Annotated in this window: 18 protein-coding genes; 14 read left to right on the top strand and 4 right to left on the bottom strand. The window is 69.3% G+C overall.

What is annotated here, in order from left to right:
- Positions 1-2: 2 nt before the first annotated feature.
- Complete coding sequence (gene gspF / locus WT53_RS01730) at positions 3-1,220, top strand: type II secretion system inner membrane protein GspF (protein WP_034209670.1); 1,218 nt, start codon at positions 3-5, stop codon at positions 1,218-1,220.
- Between the two features lie 31 nt (positions 1,221-1,251).
- On the opposite strand, the gene WT53_RS01725 is transcribed toward gspF, so the two are convergent.
- On the bottom strand, positions 1,252-1,662 hold the full coding sequence (locus WT53_RS01725; protein WP_034209671.1) for a type II secretion system protein N: 411 nt from the start codon (positions 1,660-1,662) through the stop codon (positions 1,252-1,254).
- Positions 1,663-1,837: 175 nt separating this feature from the next.
- Between WT53_RS01725 and gspG the strand changes: the two genes are divergently transcribed.
- From gspG to WT53_RS01685, 8 genes are read left to right on the top strand one after another with little or no spacing between them, the layout of a single operon-like run.
- Positions 1,838-2,290, top strand: a complete 453-nt coding sequence (gene gspG, locus WT53_RS01720) for a type II secretion system major pseudopilin GspG (RefSeq protein ID WP_027783126.1) — start codon at positions 1,838-1,840, stop codon at positions 2,288-2,290.
- A 39-nt stretch (positions 2,291-2,329) separates the two neighbouring features.
- Complete coding sequence (locus WT53_RS01715; protein WP_034209672.1) at positions 2,330-2,899, top strand: GspH/FimT family pseudopilin; 570 nt, start codon at positions 2,330-2,332, stop codon at positions 2,897-2,899.
- A 2-nt stretch (positions 2,900-2,901) separates the two neighbouring features.
- Positions 2,902-3,303 carry a type II secretion system minor pseudopilin GspI gene (gspI, locus tag WT53_RS01710; protein ID WP_012492988.1) on the top strand — a complete coding sequence of 134 codons (402 nt, stop codon included), beginning with the start codon at positions 2,902-2,904 and terminating at the stop codon, positions 3,301-3,303.
- 7 nt (positions 3,304-3,310) lie between these two features.
- Positions 3,311-3,979, top strand: coding sequence for a type II secretion system protein J (locus WT53_RS01705; RefSeq protein ID WP_060258267.1), 669 nt, complete (start codon positions 3,311-3,313; stop codon positions 3,977-3,979).
- Between the two features lie 2 nt (positions 3,980-3,981).
- Positions 3,982-5,091: a type II secretion system minor pseudopilin GspK gene (gene gspK / locus WT53_RS01700; protein WP_060258375.1), complete on the top strand. Its 1,110-nt coding sequence runs from the start codon at positions 3,982-3,984 to the stop codon at positions 5,089-5,091.
- 26 nt (positions 5,092-5,117) lie between these two features.
- Positions 5,118-6,494, top strand: coding sequence for a type II secretion system protein GspL (gene gspL, locus WT53_RS01695; protein ID WP_060258264.1), 1,377 nt, complete (start codon positions 5,118-5,120; stop codon positions 6,492-6,494).
- On the top strand, positions 6,491-6,997 hold the full coding sequence (gspM, locus tag WT53_RS01690; protein ID WP_034209865.1) for a type II secretion system protein GspM: 507 nt from the start codon (positions 6,491-6,493) through the stop codon (positions 6,995-6,997). The genes gspL and gspM overlap by 4 nt, the downstream gene beginning before the upstream one ends.
- A 36-nt stretch (positions 6,998-7,033) precedes the next feature.
- The gene (locus tag WT53_RS01685) at positions 7,034-7,822 is read left to right on the top strand and encodes a type II secretion system protein N (protein WP_059780483.1); all 789 of its coding nucleotides are present in this window, start codon (positions 7,034-7,036) and stop codon (positions 7,820-7,822) included.
- A 25-nt stretch (positions 7,823-7,847) separates the two neighbouring features.
- On the opposite strand, the gene WT53_RS01680 is transcribed toward WT53_RS01685, so the two are convergent.
- Both WT53_RS01680 and WT53_RS01675 read right to left on the bottom strand, forming a co-directional pair.
- On the bottom strand, positions 7,848-9,413 hold the full coding sequence (locus WT53_RS01680) for an efflux transporter outer membrane subunit (RefSeq protein WP_060258261.1): 1,566 nt from the start codon (positions 9,411-9,413) through the stop codon (positions 7,848-7,850).
- Positions 9,414-9,710: 297 nt separating this feature from the next.
- Entirely contained in the window at positions 9,711-9,995 is a 285-nt protein-coding gene (locus WT53_RS01675; protein ID WP_082725042.1) for a multidrug ABC transporter ATPase, read from the bottom strand.
- A 174-nt stretch (positions 9,996-10,169) separates the two neighbouring features.
- On the opposite strand from WT53_RS01675, the gene WT53_RS01670 reads away from it, so the two are divergent.
- The 4 genes from WT53_RS01670 (at position 10,170) to WT53_RS01655 (ending at position 13,150) form a co-directional block, all read left to right on the top strand.
- Positions 10,170-10,658, top strand: a complete 489-nt coding sequence (locus WT53_RS01670) for a MarR family winged helix-turn-helix transcriptional regulator (protein WP_060258257.1) — start codon at positions 10,170-10,172, stop codon at positions 10,656-10,658.
- Between the two features lie 178 nt (positions 10,659-10,836).
- Positions 10,837-12,399: a DHA2 family efflux MFS transporter permease subunit gene (locus tag WT53_RS01665; protein WP_059780440.1), complete on the top strand. Its 1,563-nt coding sequence runs from the start codon at positions 10,837-10,839 to the stop codon at positions 12,397-12,399.
- A 104-nt stretch (positions 12,400-12,503) separates the two neighbouring features.
- Complete coding sequence (locus tag WT53_RS01660) at positions 12,504-12,752, top strand: type II toxin-antitoxin system Phd/YefM family antitoxin (protein ID WP_034209681.1); 249 nt, start codon at positions 12,504-12,506, stop codon at positions 12,750-12,752.
- Entirely contained in the window at positions 12,749-13,150 is a 402-nt protein-coding gene (locus WT53_RS01655; RefSeq protein ID WP_060258253.1) for a type II toxin-antitoxin system VapC family toxin, read from the top strand. The genes WT53_RS01660 and WT53_RS01655 overlap by 4 nt, the downstream gene beginning before the upstream one ends.
- A 7-nt stretch (positions 13,151-13,157) precedes the next feature.
- Here the strand turns inward: WT53_RS01655 and WT53_RS01650 are convergent, their stop codons facing one another.
- On the bottom strand, positions 13,158-14,084 hold the full coding sequence (locus tag WT53_RS01650; protein WP_034209683.1) for a LysR family transcriptional regulator: 927 nt from the start codon (positions 14,082-14,084) through the stop codon (positions 13,158-13,160).
- A 141-nt stretch (positions 14,085-14,225) separates the two neighbouring features.
- Between WT53_RS01650 and WT53_RS01645 the strand changes: the two genes are divergently transcribed.
- Positions 14,226-14,699 carry a CidA/LrgA family protein gene (locus WT53_RS01645; RefSeq protein WP_059827192.1) on the top strand — a complete coding sequence of 158 codons (474 nt, stop codon included), beginning with the start codon at positions 14,226-14,228 and terminating at the stop codon, positions 14,697-14,699.
- Positions 14,700-14,712: the final 13 nt, after the last annotated feature.

Genomic DNA, 14,712 nt, shown 5'->3' with positions numbered 1-14,712 from the left:
CGATGCCGGCATTCCGTTTCGAAGCGATCGATGCGGCGGGACGCGCGCAGAAAGGCGTCATCGATGCCGACAGTGCGCGCAGCGCGCGCGGCCAGTTGCGCACGCAGGGGCTTACCCCGCTCGTCGTCGAGCCGGCCGCGAGCGCGACGCGCGGCGCGCGCTCGCAGCGGCTCGCGTTCGGCCGCAAGCTGTCGCAGCGCGAACAGGCGATCCTCACGCGCCAGCTCGCGAGCCTGCTGATTGCGGGGCTGCCGCTCGACGAGGCGCTCGGCGTGCTGACCGAGCAGGCCGAGCGCGACTACATCCGCGAACTGATGGCCGCGATCCGCGCGGAAGTGCTCGGCGGCCATTCGCTCGCGAATGCGCTGGGTCAGCATCCGCGCGATTTTCCGGAAATCTATCGCGCGCTGGTCGCGGCCGGCGAACACACCGGCAAGCTCGGCATCGTGCTGTCGCGCCTGGCCGACTACATCGAGCAGAGCAATGCGCTGAAGCAGAAGATCCTGCTGGCGTTCACGTATCCGGGCATCGTCACGCTGATCGCGTTCGGCATCGTCACGTTCCTGCTGAGCTACGTCGTGCCGCAGGTCGTCAACGTGTTCGCGAGCACGAAGCAGCAACTGCCGATCCTCACGGTCGTGATGATGGCGCTGTCGGAATTCGTGCGGCACTGGTGGTGGGCGATCCTGATCGCGGTCGCGCTCGTCGTGTGGTTCGTGAAGGCGACGCTGTCGCGCGCCGGGCCCCGGCTCGCATTCGATCGTTGGGTGCTGACCGCGCCGCTCGCGGGCAAGCTCGTGCGCGGCTACAACACGGTGCGCTTCGCGAGCACGCTCGGCATTCTCACCGCGGCGGGCGTGCCGATCCTGCGCGCGTTGCAGGCGGCCGGCGAGACGCTGTCGAACCGCGCGATGCGCGCGAACATCGACGACGCGATCGTGCGCGTGCGCGAAGGCTCCGCGCTGTCGCGCGCGCTGAATAACGTGAAGACGTTTCCGCCGGTGCTCGTGCACCTGATTCGTTCGGGCGAAGCGACGGGCGACGTGACGACGATGCTGGATCGCGCGGCCGAAGGCGAAGCGCGCGAGCTGGAGCGCCGCACGATGTTCCTGACGAGCCTGCTGGAGCCGCTGCTGATCCTGGCGATGGGCGGCATCGTGCTCGTGATCGTGCTGGCCGTGATGCTGCCGATCATCGAGCTGAACAACATGGTGCAGTGACGCGGCGGCCCGCTTGCCGGGCCGCCGCCGTTCAGCGCATGTAGATCGCAGGGGACGGCGTGTTGGCCGGGAGCTGGATTTCGGCGCGGGCGCCGTTGCGGTCGACGACGATCGAGCGCGGGCGCACTTCGGCGAGCTTCGCGCCGGGCGTGACTTCCGCGCCGAGCGACACGGCGCGCGGCGGTTCGCCGCCGATGCCGACGATCGCCGCGCCGCCGTGATCGAGCGCGAGAATGCCGAACAGGTGGATGTCCTGGACGGGATTCTTGTCGAGCTGACCGCCGAAGAGCGCGGCGGCGTCCTCGGTGCGGATCGGCAGCCGCGCGGCGGCGGCGGGCAGCGGCGCTTCGCGGGCCGACAGCGTGACGACCCAGTAGGTGGCCGTCGCGCACAAACCCGCGAAGAGGGCGAGGGATAGGATCCGGATCGAGAGCGCGTTCATGCGCGCTATTGTACGGATGTATATGAAATTTGCGTTGGGTGAAAGCCCTCGGCGATGCGCGCCTTACAATGCGTGCTCCGCGCCCGCCGGTCCGGAAGGTTGCCGTCAGGCAATCGTCCGGTGCGCCGGGTGCGTCACTCAATCGACGACATTTTTTGGAAAGAGGTAGTCAGTCATGCAAACGTGGATCACTCGCCGCAACGCGGCCGTGCGTCGTCAGCGCGGTTTCACGCTGATCGAGATCATGGTGGTGGTCGCGATCCTCGGGATCCTGGCGGCGCTGATCGTGCCGAAGATCATGAGCCGTCCGGACGAGGCGCGCCGCATCGCCGCGAAGCAGGACATCGGCACGATCATGCAGGCGCTCAAGCTGTACCGTCTGGACAACGGCCGCTATCCGACCCAGGAGCAGGGCCTGAACGCGCTGATCCAGAAGCCGACCACCGATCCGATCCCGAACAACTGGAAGGACGGCGGCTATCTCGAGCGCCTGCCGAACGATCCGTGGGGCAACGGGTACAAGTACCTGAACCCCGGCGTGCACGGCGAGATCGACGTGTTCAGCTACGGCGCCGACGGCAAGGAAGGCGGCGAGAGCAACGACTCCGACATCGGCTCGTGGCAATAAGCCGGCGCTGATCGACCCGACGTTTCGTTTCCGCTCTTCATGCTCGCCATTCGCACGACCTCCCGCTGCGGCCGCGATCGCCGTGTGCGTCGCGGGGCGGTGCCGTCCGTACCGGCCGGCGCCGATGGCGGCTTGACGAAGCGCCGTGCGGCGCGGCGTCGCGCGCGCGGCTTCACGCTGCTCGAAATGCTGGTCGTGCTCGTGATCGCGGGGCTGCTCGTGTCGCTCGCGTCGCTGTCGCTGACGCGCAATCCGCGCACCGACTTGCGCGAGGAAGCGCAGCGCATAGCGCTGCTGTTCGAGACGGCCGGCGACGAAGCGCAGGTGCGCGCGCGTCCGATCGCGTGGCAGCCGACCGCGCACGGTTTCCGTTTCGACGTGAGCTCGCCCGACGGCTGGCGCACGCTGCGCGACGACCTGCTGCGCCCGCGCGACTGGGACGGCGGCGTCACCGGCGCCGACATCGATTACCCGGGCTCGGACACGCACGCGAATCGCGTCGTGTTCGGCACCGAGAGCATCGACACGCCGGTGCGCGTGACGCTGCATTCGGCCGCCGGTAGCGCGACGATCGTCGGCACCGGCAACGGCCGCTACGAGGTGCAATGACGATGCGTCGTCGCCTGCCCTTCCCCGTTTCTTCATCCCGCGGCTTCACGATGATCGAGGTGCTGGTCGCGCTCGCGATCATCGCGGTCGCGCTCGCCGCGTCGATCCGCGCGGTCGGCACGATGGCGACCAACGCGTCCGACCTGCATCGCCGGCTGCTCGCCGGCTGGAGCGCCGACAACGCGCTTGCGCAGTTGCGGCTCACGCATGCGTGGCCGGAGGTCGGCGAACAGAGTTTCGACTGCTCGCAAGGCAACGTGCAGCTCGTCTGCACGCAGCGCGTGAGCACCACGCCGAACCCGGTATTCCGGCGCGTGCGGATTTCGGTGAGCATGCCCGGCCGCGCCGGCGTGCTCGCGCAGATGGTGACGGTGGTCGCGAATGAAACCAGCCGTCCGCTCTGACGCGCCGATGCGCCGCCTGTCCGCTCCCTCGGGCCGCCCTGCCCGCGGCTTCACGCTGATCGAGCTGATGATCGCGATCGCGATTCTCGCGGTGGTCGCGATCCTCGCGTGGCGCGGGCTCGACCAGATCATGCGCGGCCGCGACAAGGTCGCGTCCGCGATGGAGGACGAGCGCGTGTTCGCGCAGATGTTCGACCAGATGCGCATCGACGCGCGGCTCGCCGCCACCGACGACGAGGCCGGCCAGCCGGCGATCGGCGTCGCCGGCAATACGCTGCAGATCGTGCGCGAACTCGACGTGCCGGGCGTCGCGCCGCGGCTGCAGGTGGTCCGCTACCGGATCGCCGGCGGCCGGGTCGTGCGCTATGCATCGCCGCCGATCGACGACACGAACCGGCTGCGCACCCTGCTGAAGGACAGCAGCGTCGAAGGCTGGAGCTGGGTCGCGCTGATGGGCGGCGTCGGCGCGATCGACGCGAAGCTGTACGTGCCGCGCGTGGGCTGGACCACCAACCTGCAGACGGCCGACGAAGCGCTCGCACAGAACAACGACGCGCTCAAGGTGCCGCAGATCGGCAACGCACCGCCCGCGCGCGCGGTGACCGGGCTGCAGGTCAGCATCGGCGCGACGTCGCTGCGCGTGCCGATCACGCGCATCTTCCTCGTCGGGGAATGACGATGCGTGCGCGCCTTGCCCGCCGAACGCCCGCCCGCCGCCAGCGCGGCGCCGCGATCATCACCGCGCTGCTCGTGGTCGCGCTGTCGGCGATCCTCGTGTCGGGGATGCTGTGGCGCCAGCAGGTGCAGATCCGCCGCATCGAGAACCAGCGCACGATCGCGCAGGCGCAGTGGGTCGCGCGCGGCGCGCTCGACTGGACCCGGATGATCCTGCGCTCCGAAGGCGACACGGCGCCCGGCATCACCTATCTCGGCGGGATCTGGGGCGTGCCGATCGCGAAGACGAAGCTGTCGGATTTCCTCGGCCGGATCGGCTCGCCCAACGACGGCGGCGGCGAAGACACCTATATCTCCGGCTCGATCGAGGACGCGCAGGCGAAGTTCAACCTGCGCAACCTCGTGTCGTCGCCGGCGCCCGGCGTGCTGCAGTTGAACGTCACGCAGATGCAGGCGTTCCAGCGCCTGCTGACGACGCTCGGCTACGACAGCGCGTTCGCGAAGCGCATCGCGCTCCAGGTGCGCGCGGGCCTGCTGCATTCGGCCACGCGGTTCCAGATGCCGAACCTGCCCGGCGGCGGCGCGACCGCCGCGAACGCCGCGACCGCACCGGTGACGAGCGGCGACCAGCAGGGCAGCGGCTTCACCGACGATCCCGGCATGGCCGGCGGGGACCGCGGGCCCGCGCCGCTGATGATGACGCGCGCGGACAGCCTGCTCGACGTCGACGGCGTGACGCCCGAGATGGTCGCGCGGCTGCGCCCGTTCGTCACCGTGCTGCCGACCACGACCCCCGTGAACATGAACACCGCGCCGGCCGAAGTGATCGCGGCGCTGGTGCCGGGGATGAGCGTGTCGTCCGCGCAGGCGCTGGTGTCGCGCCGCGAGACCGTGTTCTTCCGGAACGTCGGCGACGTGCAGCTCGCGCTGCGCGGCGCCGGCGCGCCGCCGAACGTGACGATCGACTCGAGCCTCGTCGACGTCAATTCGAGCTATTTCATCGTGCATGGCCGGATCCAGCACGAACGCGCGGAGGTCGACCGCACCTCGCTCGTGTATCGTGATCCGACCACGCACTCGACGCGGGTCGTGCGTATCCGCGACCAGCTATAACGACGCCAATCGGGAGAGGAGCTCTTGTGAGCACGTTGATTGTTTCTTTGCCGCCGCGCGAGCCTGCCGTGCCGTTGCAGGAATGGCAGTGGCCCGAGCTGCCGTTCATGCTCGTCGACAAGGGCGGCCAGGTGCAGCGCGCCGGCCGCGCCGCGCTGGCGCTGCTGCCGCGGGCGAACGCGACGGTGCTGATCGTCGCCGCGCGCGACGTGCTGCTGCTGGCCGCGACCGTGCCGCCGCTGAAGGGGCCGAAGCTGCGCCAGGCGCTGCCCAACATCGTCGAGGATCAGCTGATCCAGGATCCGCTCGGCTGCCACATCGCGCTCGACCCGGCCGCGCTGCCGGACGGGCGCCGCGTGCTGGCCGTCGTCGATCGCGCGTGGTTCCGCACGATCTGCGACGCGTTCACCGCGGCCGGCCACCGGCACCTGAGCGCGGTGCCCGCGACCCGCTGCCTGCCGGCGCCGCGTGTGCCGGCCGAAGCGGCATCCGTCGTGCCGGCGGCCGACGACGAGGCCATCGACGCCGCCCCGCTCGTCGCGGCCGCGGCCGAGCCGCCTGCCCGCCCGACGACGGTCGCCGCGGTGCTCGGGCTCGCGACGGCGGTCGAACCGGTGCTCGTCGAAGCCGGCGCGCTGCCGGCGGCGGCCGGTGCGCCGCGCCTCGAGCTGGCCGTCGCGCGCGGCGCGCTCGGCGAAGGCTTCGCGGCGCCCGCGTCGCGCGCGGCCGGCACGCTGGCCGCGCTCGCCGGCGGCGGCGACATCGAACTGTACGAACTCGGCGAACCGGGCGCGGAGCCGCGGCTCGCATCGGTCGGCCGCACCGACGGCCCGCTGCTGCCGGGCGCCGCGCCGCTGTCGTTCGACACGTTCGCGCGCCGGGCGCTGACCGAGCCATTCGACCTGTGCCAGTTCGAATTCGAATCGCAGCCGTGGCGCTTCGACCGCGCGACGCTCAAGCGCCTGCGCGTGCCGATCGCGCTCGCCGCGGCGACGCTCGGCGTCGCGGTGATCGGGATGAACCTGCACTGGTGGAAGCTGTCGCGCGAGCGCGATGCGCTGTCCGCGCAGATCACCGAGACGCTGCTGTCCGCGTTCCCGAAGACGACCACCGTGCTCGATCCGCCCGCGCAGATGCAGCGTCAGCTCGACCAGTTGCGCCTCGCGGCCGGCGAGCTGTCGCCGAACGATTTCCTCGCGCTGTCGAGCGGCTTGTCGCGCTCGATGGGTGCGCTGCCGCTGAACGGCATCGCGTCGCTCGACTATCACGACCGTCGGCTCGACGTCGGCTTCAAGCCGGAGGTCAAGGTCGATCCCGATTTCACGCAGCGCCTCGCGCGTAACGGACTGTCCGGCGAAGTCGACAGCAACACGGGCAAATGGACGATCCGGAGCCGCTCATGAAAACCGAACAACTGAACCAGACGCTGACCCAGTTCTGGGGCGAGCGCTCGCCGCGCGAGAAGACGCTGCTCGGCTGGGGCGGCGCCGTGCTGGCGGTCGCGATCGCGTATTCGGTGCTGTGGTCGCCCGCGCAGGAAGGCCGCGCGCGGATCCAGCGCGAATTGCCGACGATGCGTCGCGAACTCGCGCAGATGACCGCGCAGGCGAACGAGGCGAAGTCGCTGACGGCCGCCGCGCAGGGCGTCGCGCCGACCGGCCTCGCGCTAAAGGACGCGCTGACCGCGTCGCTGTCCGATCACGGGTTGCAGGGCGCGCAGGTGCAGATCGTCGGCAACGGCGTGCAGATCCAGATGAAGAACGTGTCGTTCCCGGCATGGACCCAGTGGCTCGACGATGCGCGCCGGCAGTTCAAGGTGCAGGTCGGCGAAGCGCACGCCACGGCGCTGAAGGAAGACGGCCAAGTGGACCTGACGGCCGTGATGCAACCTTCCGTCCAGAAGTAGATGACGGCAGTGGATGACGCAAACGAAGGGCGGCCGATGCGGCCGTGGGCAAGGCGGCTCGTCGCCGTATTGCCGTGGGTGCTGGCGGGCGGCCTGGCGACGGCGGTGACGCTCGTCGCGCTCGCGCCGGCCGCGTGGATCGCGCCGCAGTTCGCGCGTGCGACCGGCGGCCACGTGAATCTCGTCGATCCGGACGGGTCGCTGTGGCACGGCTCGGGCACGCTGATGCTCGCGCCGGGCGCCGATCAGAGCGCGGCGACGCTGCTGCCGGGCCGGGTCGAATGGACCACGCGGTTCTGGCCGCTGCTGACCGGGCGCGTGCAGATGCGCATGCGGCAGACGGAAGCGATGCCCGATGCGGTCACGCTCGATGCGACGTGGCGCGGCGCGGTGCTGTCGGCGGGCACGATGGCCGTGCCCGCGTCGCTGCTCGCGGGGCTCGGCACGCCGTTCAACACGCTCGACCTGCAGGGCGACGTGCGGCTCGGCTGGAGCGACTGGCGGCTCATCGGCACCAACGCGTTCGGCCAGTTGACGGTGACGATCGATTCGATGAGTTCGCGCGTGTCGCGCGTGAAGCCGCTCGGTTCGTACCGGGCGGTATTGCAGGCGAAGGGCGCGGGCGCCGATCTCGACCTGTCGACGACGCAGGGCCCGCTGTTCCTCGACGGGCACGGCAGCTTCGGCCCCGGCCAGGGCTCGTTCCGCGGGACCGCGCATGCGGCGCCCGAGCAGCAGGCGAACCTCGCGGGGTTGCTGAACCTGCTCGGGCATCCGATCGGCAACAACCAGGTGTCGCTGATCTTCGGCGACGCGCAGCGCTGAACGCGCGCGTCGGCCGCTTCCCTTCTTACTTCTGCGCGAGCGGCGCGGCGGCCGACGGTGCGGTGGCCGCGGGCGCACCGGACGCCGGCAAAGGCGCCGGCGCCGCCATGTCGCCGTTCTCGCGCGCCATCTCCGCTACGTTCCAGCCGCCGCCGAGCGCCTTCACGAGCCCGACCGACGACACCATCCGCTGCCCGGCGATCGTCGCGAGCTTTTGCTGCGCGGTGAACGCGGTGGTCTGCGCGGTCAGCACGTTCAGGTACGCGACCGTGCCGGCCTTGTACTGGTTCGTGACGATCGCGAGCGCGTGCTCGGCGCTGTCGACGGCCTGCCGCTGCACGTCGATTTCCTGCGCGAGGATGCGCTGCGACGCGAGGTTGTCCTCGACGTCCTGGAACGCGGTGAGCACCGCGAGGCGATAGGCGGCAACGTCCTGGTCGTAGGTCGCGCGCGCGGCGTCCGTCTGCGCGGCGCGCAGCCCCGCGTCGAACAGCGTGGCCGCGAGCTGCGGGCCGACCGTCCAGAAGCGCGCCGGCAGCGTGAACAGCTGCGACCACACCGAGCTCTGGAAGCCGCCGCTGGCCGACAGCGTCAGCGTGGGGAAGAACGCGGCGATCGCGACGCCGATCTGCTCGTTCGCGGCCGCCGCGCGGCGCTCGGCCGCCGCGACGTCGGGCCGGCGCTCGAGGATCGCCGACGGCACGTCGACCGGCGTGATCGGCGGCTCGGCCGCGAGCGGGGCCGGCGGCAGCGAGAACGTCGACGCCGGTTCGCCGATCAGCGTCGCGATCGCATGCTCGTACTGCGCGCGCGCGACGCCGTTGTCGATCTGCGCGGCCTGCGCGCTCTGCAACTGCGTCTGCGCCTGGATCACGTCCGCGCGCGCGGCGACGCCTTGCGCGTACTGGTTCTGCGTGAGCTGCAGCGACCGTTCGTACGACTTCACGGTGTCGTCGAGCAGCTTTTGCAGCGCGTCGGACGTGCGCAACTGGAAATAGGTCTGCGCGAGCAGCGCCTGCTGCGACAGCCGCGCGTTCGCGAGATCGGCCGCGGCGGCCGCTTCGCCGGCGCGCTGCGCGCTGACGGTGCGGCTCACCTTGCCCCACAGGTCGGGTTCCCAACTGGCGTCGAGGCCGACGCTGTAGCTGTTGTTGATCGACCCCGTCGATCCGCTGCCGAAATTCGACGACGAGCCAGACGACAGCGACGTGCGCGGCGTCCGCGCCCGCGAGCCCGATGCGCTCAGCCCGACGGTCGGGAAATACGCGGCGCGCGCCTCGGTGACGAGCGCGCGCGCCTGCCGGTAGGCGGCCGCCGATTGCGCGATGGTCTGGTTCGACGCGTTGAGCTTGCCGATCAGCGCATCGAGCTGCGGATCGTTGTAGACCGTCCACCATGCGCCGCGGTCGGCGCGATCGGCGGGCTGCGCGACTTTCCAGCCGGCCGGCGCTTCCTTGAAGGCGGCGGGGATCGACGTGTCGGGCCGGTGATAGTCGGGCCCGACGGCGCAGCCGGCGAGCAGCACGGCCGTCGCAATGGCGACGGCGGCGCTCAGCGGGCGAACGGCGCGCGGGAGGGAGGCGTACGGCATGGTGGTTTTCCTGTCTGGGCGTGGCGGCCGGCGAGCGGCGCCGCGCGATGCGGTCGTCGTGCCGCTGGCGGACAAATGGTAACTGACGGCGAGAAAGCTGCGCAGCCCTAAGGGTACGGTGCGCGGCGGCCCGGATGTGTTACCGGCGCGGCCGGCCGGGTTACCGGCCATTACGGCTTGCTTGCGGGACGGCAGGCGGGCGAACGGGCATACGACGCCGGCCGCGCGTGACGCGGCGGGCGATCGGACAGACTGGAATCGGGCCGGGATAGTGTGGCGCGCGGAAGCGGTGCGGCGTCAGTGGCAGCGCACGGGCGCCGGGACGGGTTCGGCGGCGGCGCGCCATGTCGACGGCTCCGTCGCGGCCGGCTGGCTCGTGCGGCGCGCGCCGCCCTTCGCGTTGCGCTGCCGGCGATGATCGAACCACGCGAACCCGAGCGCCGCGAGCGAGCCGCCAGGCACGACCAGCATCGTCACGTACAGCGCGATTTTCCAGCCGCGGTGCGGCCCGGAAAACACATGATGAGCGGTATCGGTCAGATTGCGGCGCAACGCGCCGGCGGCATTTTTCAGGAACAGCATCGCGAACATCCTCGGGTGCCCGGCAGTGCGGGCGGATCGGTCAGAACATAGTCTCCGGCAGTGCAACATGCACGTCGTAACTGGTTGACTCAAATAATATTGACTAAGCAATCATTTTTCAAGATACTGGGCGCGTTTTAACCCGAAACGCACTATTGCTGCGCGCGCAATCGTATGACCGGCGGCCTCTACGATCCCGAGAACATCGCGCTGGAAACGAGCCTCGGCTATTACCTGTCGAAGGCGAAGCAGGCGCTCGTCGAGCGGATGGATCGTGCGCTCGAGCCGTTCGACCTCACCGCGCAGCAGATCGGCGTGATCCTGCTGCTGTCGCGCGGCTACGCACGCACGCCGTTCGAACTGTCGCGCAAGATGTCGTACGACAGCGGGTCGATGACGCGCATGCTCGACCGGCTCGAACGCAAGGGGCTGATCGCACGCACGCGCAGCGAGCAGGACCGCCGGATGATCGAACTGACGCTCACCGAGCGCGGCGTCGAAGCCGCCCGCGCGCTGCCGTCGCTGGTCGCGACCGTGCTCAACGCGCAGCTCGAAGGCTTCTCGGCCGACGAACTCGCGACGCTCACCGGCCTGCTGCAGCGCTTCATCGCCAACGGGCCCGGTTCGACCGACTGCCCGAAGCCTGACGAAGCCGACTGCTGATGCGCGTGGAGCCCCTCATGTCTCAGTTAAACATTCGCTTATTTCTCTGTCTGGGCAGAAGATGACGAGGCACGCGCTCCACCTTTCCCCTTTTTCATTCCACCCGGCCGGGCCGCGCTGCGTCGCGCGTCCGTGCGTTGTGCCGGCGCGTCGCGCGCGCCGCGTCTAGGAGATTCCGATGTCCGCCACCACGGCATCCGCCCCCTCCCCCGCTGCCGAACCGGCACCGTTGACCGGCGGTGCGCTCGCGCTGCTGACCGTCGGGCTCGCGCTGGGCACCTTCATGGAAGTGCTCGACACGTCGATCGCGAACGTCGCGGTGCCGACCATCTCGGGCAGCCTCGGCGTCGCGACGAGCGAGGGCACGTGGGTGATTTCGTCGTACTCGGTCGCGTCAGCGATCGCGGTGCCGCTCACCGGCTGGCTCGCGCGGCGGGTCGGCGAAGTGAGGCTGTTCACGCTGTCGGTGCTCGCGTTCACGATCGCGTCGGCGCTGTGCGGCCTCGCGTCGAACTTCGAGACGCTGATCGCGTTCCGGCTGCTGCAGGGCCTCGTGTCGGGGCCGATGGTGCCGCTGTCGCAGACGATCCTGATGCGCAGCTACCCGCCCGCGAAACGCGGGCTCGCACTCGGGCTATGGGCGATGACGGTGATCGTCGCGCCGATCTTCGGCCCGTTGCTGGGCGGCTGGATCAGCGACAACTACACGTGGCCGTGGATCTTCTACATCAACCTGCCGATCGGCGTGTTCTCGGCGACCTGCGCGTACTTCCTGCTGCGCGGCCGCGAAACGAAGACGTCGAAGCAGCGGATCGACGCGATCGGCCTCGCGCTGCTCGTGATCGGCGTGTCGTGCCTGCAGATGATGCTCGACCTCGGCAAGGACCGCGACTGGTTCAACTCGTCGTTCATCGTCGCGCTCGCGCTGATCGCGGTCGTGTCGCTCGCGTTCATGCTCGTGTGGGAGGCGACCGAGAAGGAGCCGGTGGTCGACCTGTCGCTCTTCAAGGACCGCAACTTCGCGCTCGGCGCGCTGATCATCTCGTTCGGCTTCATGGCGTTCTTCGGCTCGGTCGTGATCTTTCCGCTGTGGCTGCAGACGGTGATGGGCTACACGGCCGGCAAGGCCGGCCTCGCGACCGCGCCGGTCGGGCTGCTCGCGCTCGTGCTGTCGCCGCTGATCGGCCGCAACATGCACCGGCTCGACCTGCGGATGGTCGCGAGCTTCGCGTTCATCGTGTTCGCGGGCGTGTCGATGTGGAACGCGACGTTCACGCTCGACGTGCCGTTCAACCACGTGATCCTGCCGCGGCTCGTGCAGGGCATCGGCGTCGCGTGTTTCTTCGTGCCGATGACGACGATCACGCTGTCGAGCATCTCCGACGAACGGCTCGCGAGCGCGTCGGGGCTGTCGAACTTCCTGCGCACGCTGTCGGGCGCGATCGGCACCGCGGCCAGCTCGACGTTCTGGGAGAACGACGCGATCTACCATCATGCGCGGCTGTCCGAATCGGTGAGCGTCTACGCGCAGAACACGACCGACTACCAGGGCGCGCTCGCGCAGCTCGGCATCGTCGGCCAGACGGCCAATGCGCAGCTCAACCAGCTCGTCACGCAGCAGGGCTTCATGATGGCGACCAACGACTTCTTCCACCTGTCGGCGGTGGTGTTCATCGCGCTCGCGGCGCTCGTGTGGATCACGAAGCCGAAGAAGGGCGCGGGGCCGGCGATGGGGCATTGAGGACACGCCGGACGGCTTCGTATCGGGCGACCGCGGACCTTGCGGACATGCCCCTCGTGAACTAAGCTAACGATTGACTAAACTTAGTTCATTTGAGGGATGCCATGCAGACCTACAACATGCATGACGCGAAGACGAACCTGTCGCGTCTGATTGACGAGGCAGTTCACGCGGGTGAACCATTCGTGATCGCGAAGGCCGGCAAGCCGCTCGTCAAGGTCGTGCCGATCGATGCGCCCGAGGCGCCCCGGCCGGCGCGGATCGGCTTCATGAAGGGGCAGATCGTCGTGCCGCCCGACTTCGACACGATGGGCGACGAGGCCATCCGGAAGCTGTTCGAGGGCGACGCGTGAAACTGCTGCTCGATACGCACCTGATCCTTTGGGCGGCGGCGGACGCGACCGAATTGCCGGATCAAGCCCGCACGCTCATCGAGGATCCCGCCCATACCCTGTTGTTCAGCGTCGCAAGTCTGTGGGAGATCGTGATCAAGCGCGGGCTCGACCGCAATGATTTTCAAGTCGATCCGCACGTGCTGCGTCGCAATCTGCTCGACGCCGGCTACGTCGAATTGCCGATCACGAGCGAGCACGTTCTCGCCGTGGAACAACTGCCGGCAGTGCATCGTGATCCGTTCGATCGGGTCCTGATTGCCCAGGCGATTTCGGAAGGCGTCACGTTGCTCACGCACGACAATACGGTGGCCCGGTATCCGGGCCCGATTCGGCACGTCCGATCGCGCCGAGCCTGAGCGACCCTCACTCCCTCGCCCGCAACCCTCCGAACGCCAGATCGTCGCCCGCCGCGAGCGGCAGCGTCGCCCGCGCGACGTCGAGCCATGCCCGCGCCGCGTGCGACAGGTAGCCTTTCTTCAGCCAGCCGAGCGCGATCGCCCACGTGATTTCCGGCTCGACGATCGGCCGGCACGTGAACTGGCCCGCGTCGAGCCGCCGGCAATACGGCTCGGGCAGCAGCGCGATGCCGACGCCCGCATGCACGAGCGCGGCCATGAAATCCCAGTGGCCGCTGCGGCTCACGATCGACGGCGTGAAGCCGGCCTGCCGGCACGCATCGAGCACCGCATCGTGCAGCGCGAGGCTTTCCGCATAGAACACGAACGATTCGCGTGCGAGATCCGCGAGCGGCACGGCCGCGTGCTCCTCCCAGCGCGACTCGCGCGGCGCGACGAGCCACAGCGGCGCGCGCACCATCGGCAGCCGCTCGAACGTGCCCGGATCGACGGGCTCGAGCAGCCCCCCGAGTTCCAGCTCGCCCGACGTCAGCGCGGCCTCGATCATCCGCGCGCCTTGCTCGAACAGCTTCAGCTCGATGTTCGGATAGCGCTGCTTGTATGCGGCGATGATCGGCGTGAACAGCGAACCGCCGAGCGGCGGAATGCCGATGGTCAGTTCGCCGCGTCCGAGCGTGCCGAGATCGTTCAGCTCCGATTGCAACTGCGCTTGCGCGGCGAGCACGTCCTGGCCGCGCTGGAACACGATCCGCCCCGCGTCGGTCAGCACCATCTGCCGGCCGTCGCGCAGCAGGAGCGGCGAGCCGATCTCGTCTTCCAGCGCCTTCACCATCTTGCTGATGGTCGGCTGCGTGACGAACAGCCTGTCGGCCGCCGCGGTGAAGCTCTGCTGGCGAACCACCTCGACGAAGTACCGCAGCGCGCGCAATTCCATCGATCACTCCCCAGATTGGTGCGGCAACATCAAAACGAATTCCGAATTGGAATGATAAGGATAGAGACAAGTCATTTTATTTATGGTTAGGGGAAACCCTATACTGACGCCATCGACAGAAACATCCGTATGGAGCCCGTCATGAACAAGCCGACCGCCACTGCCGCCGCCCGCCCTGCCGCGTCGGGCAGCCTCGCGCACACGGGCCGGATCGTGCTGCAGGCCACCGCGCTCGGCGTGCTGTGGATGGCGGTCGACTGGGCCGTGCGCAAGGTCGGGCTGCCGATTCCGTCCGGCGTGATCGGCCTCGCGGTGCTGCTCGTGCTGCTGTTCTCGGGTCGCGTCGCGCCGGCGTGGGTGAAGGACGGCGCGAACTGGCTGCTGTCCGACATGCTGCTGTTCTTCGTGCCGGCCGCCGTCGCGGCCGTGCAGTACGGCGGGCTGTTCCGCGAGGACGGCTGGCGCATCGCGCTGGTGATGCTTGCCGGCACCGCGTTCGTGATGGTCGCGGTAGCCGTGGCGGTCGATCTCGCCGCGAAGCTCGAACGTCGGCTCGCCGCGCAGCGCGTATTCGCCGAGCGCCGCCGTACGCGCCTGAGCGCCGTCGCTCACTGAGCCGGAGCCGCCC

The organism is Burkholderia sp. MSMB2157WGS (assembly GCF_001532755.1).
Classification (GTDB): domain Bacteria; phylum Pseudomonadota; class Gammaproteobacteria; order Burkholderiales; family Burkholderiaceae; genus Burkholderia.
The sequence above is the reverse complement of the archived record's forward strand: the minus strand, read 5'-3'. Positions and strand labels throughout refer to the sequence as shown.

What these genes read in the sequence shown, in the direction of transcription:
- WT53_RS01650 (WP_034209683.1), bottom strand. Translation starts at nt 14,084, where the DNA reads ATGGAATTGCGCGCGCTGCGGTACTTCGTCGAGGTGGTTCGCCAGCAG.
- gspI (WP_012492988.1), top strand. Translation starts at nt 2,902, where the DNA reads ATGCGTCGTCGCCTGCCCTTCCCCGTTTCTTCATCCCGCGGCTTCACG.
- WT53_RS01680 (WP_060258261.1), bottom strand. Translation starts at nt 9,413, where the DNA reads ATGCCGTACGCCTCCCTCCCGCGCGCCGTTCGCCCGCTGAGCGCCGCC.
- gspK (WP_060258375.1), top strand. Translation starts at nt 3,982, where the DNA reads ATGCGTGCGCGCCTTGCCCGCCGAACGCCCGCCCGCCGCCAGCGCGGC.
- WT53_RS01725 (WP_034209671.1), bottom strand. Translation starts at nt 1,662, where the DNA reads ATGAACGCGCTCTCGATCCGGATCCTATCCCTCGCCCTCTTCGCGGGT.
- gspM (WP_034209865.1), top strand. Translation starts at nt 6,491, where the DNA reads ATGAAAACCGAACAACTGAACCAGACGCTGACCCAGTTCTGGGGCGAG.
- WT53_RS01670 (WP_060258257.1), top strand. Translation starts at nt 10,170, where the DNA reads ATGACCGGCGGCCTCTACGATCCCGAGAACATCGCGCTGGAAACGAGC.
- WT53_RS01645 (WP_059827192.1), top strand. Translation starts at nt 14,226, where the DNA reads ATGAACAAGCCGACCGCCACTGCCGCCGCCCGCCCTGCCGCGTCGGGC.
- WT53_RS01665 (WP_059780440.1), top strand. Translation starts at nt 10,837, where the DNA reads ATGTCCGCCACCACGGCATCCGCCCCCTCCCCCGCTGCCGAACCGGCA.
- WT53_RS01685 (WP_059780483.1), top strand. Translation starts at nt 7,034, where the DNA reads ATGCGGCCGTGGGCAAGGCGGCTCGTCGCCGTATTGCCGTGGGTGCTG.
- gspG (WP_027783126.1), top strand. Translation starts at nt 1,838, where the DNA reads ATGCAAACGTGGATCACTCGCCGCAACGCGGCCGTGCGTCGTCAGCGC.
- WT53_RS01705 (WP_060258267.1), top strand. Translation starts at nt 3,311, where the DNA reads ATGCGCCGCCTGTCCGCTCCCTCGGGCCGCCCTGCCCGCGGCTTCACG.
- gspF (WP_034209670.1), top strand. Translation starts at nt 3, where the DNA reads ATGCCGGCATTCCGTTTCGAAGCGATCGATGCGGCGGGACGCGCGCAG.
- WT53_RS01660 (WP_034209681.1), top strand. Translation starts at nt 12,504, where the DNA reads ATGCAGACCTACAACATGCATGACGCGAAGACGAACCTGTCGCGTCTG.
- WT53_RS01675 (WP_082725042.1), bottom strand. Translation starts at nt 9,995, where the DNA reads ATGCTGTTCCTGAAAAATGCCGCCGGCGCGTTGCGCCGCAATCTGACC.
- WT53_RS01715 (WP_034209672.1), top strand. Translation starts at nt 2,330, where the DNA reads ATGCTCGCCATTCGCACGACCTCCCGCTGCGGCCGCGATCGCCGTGTG.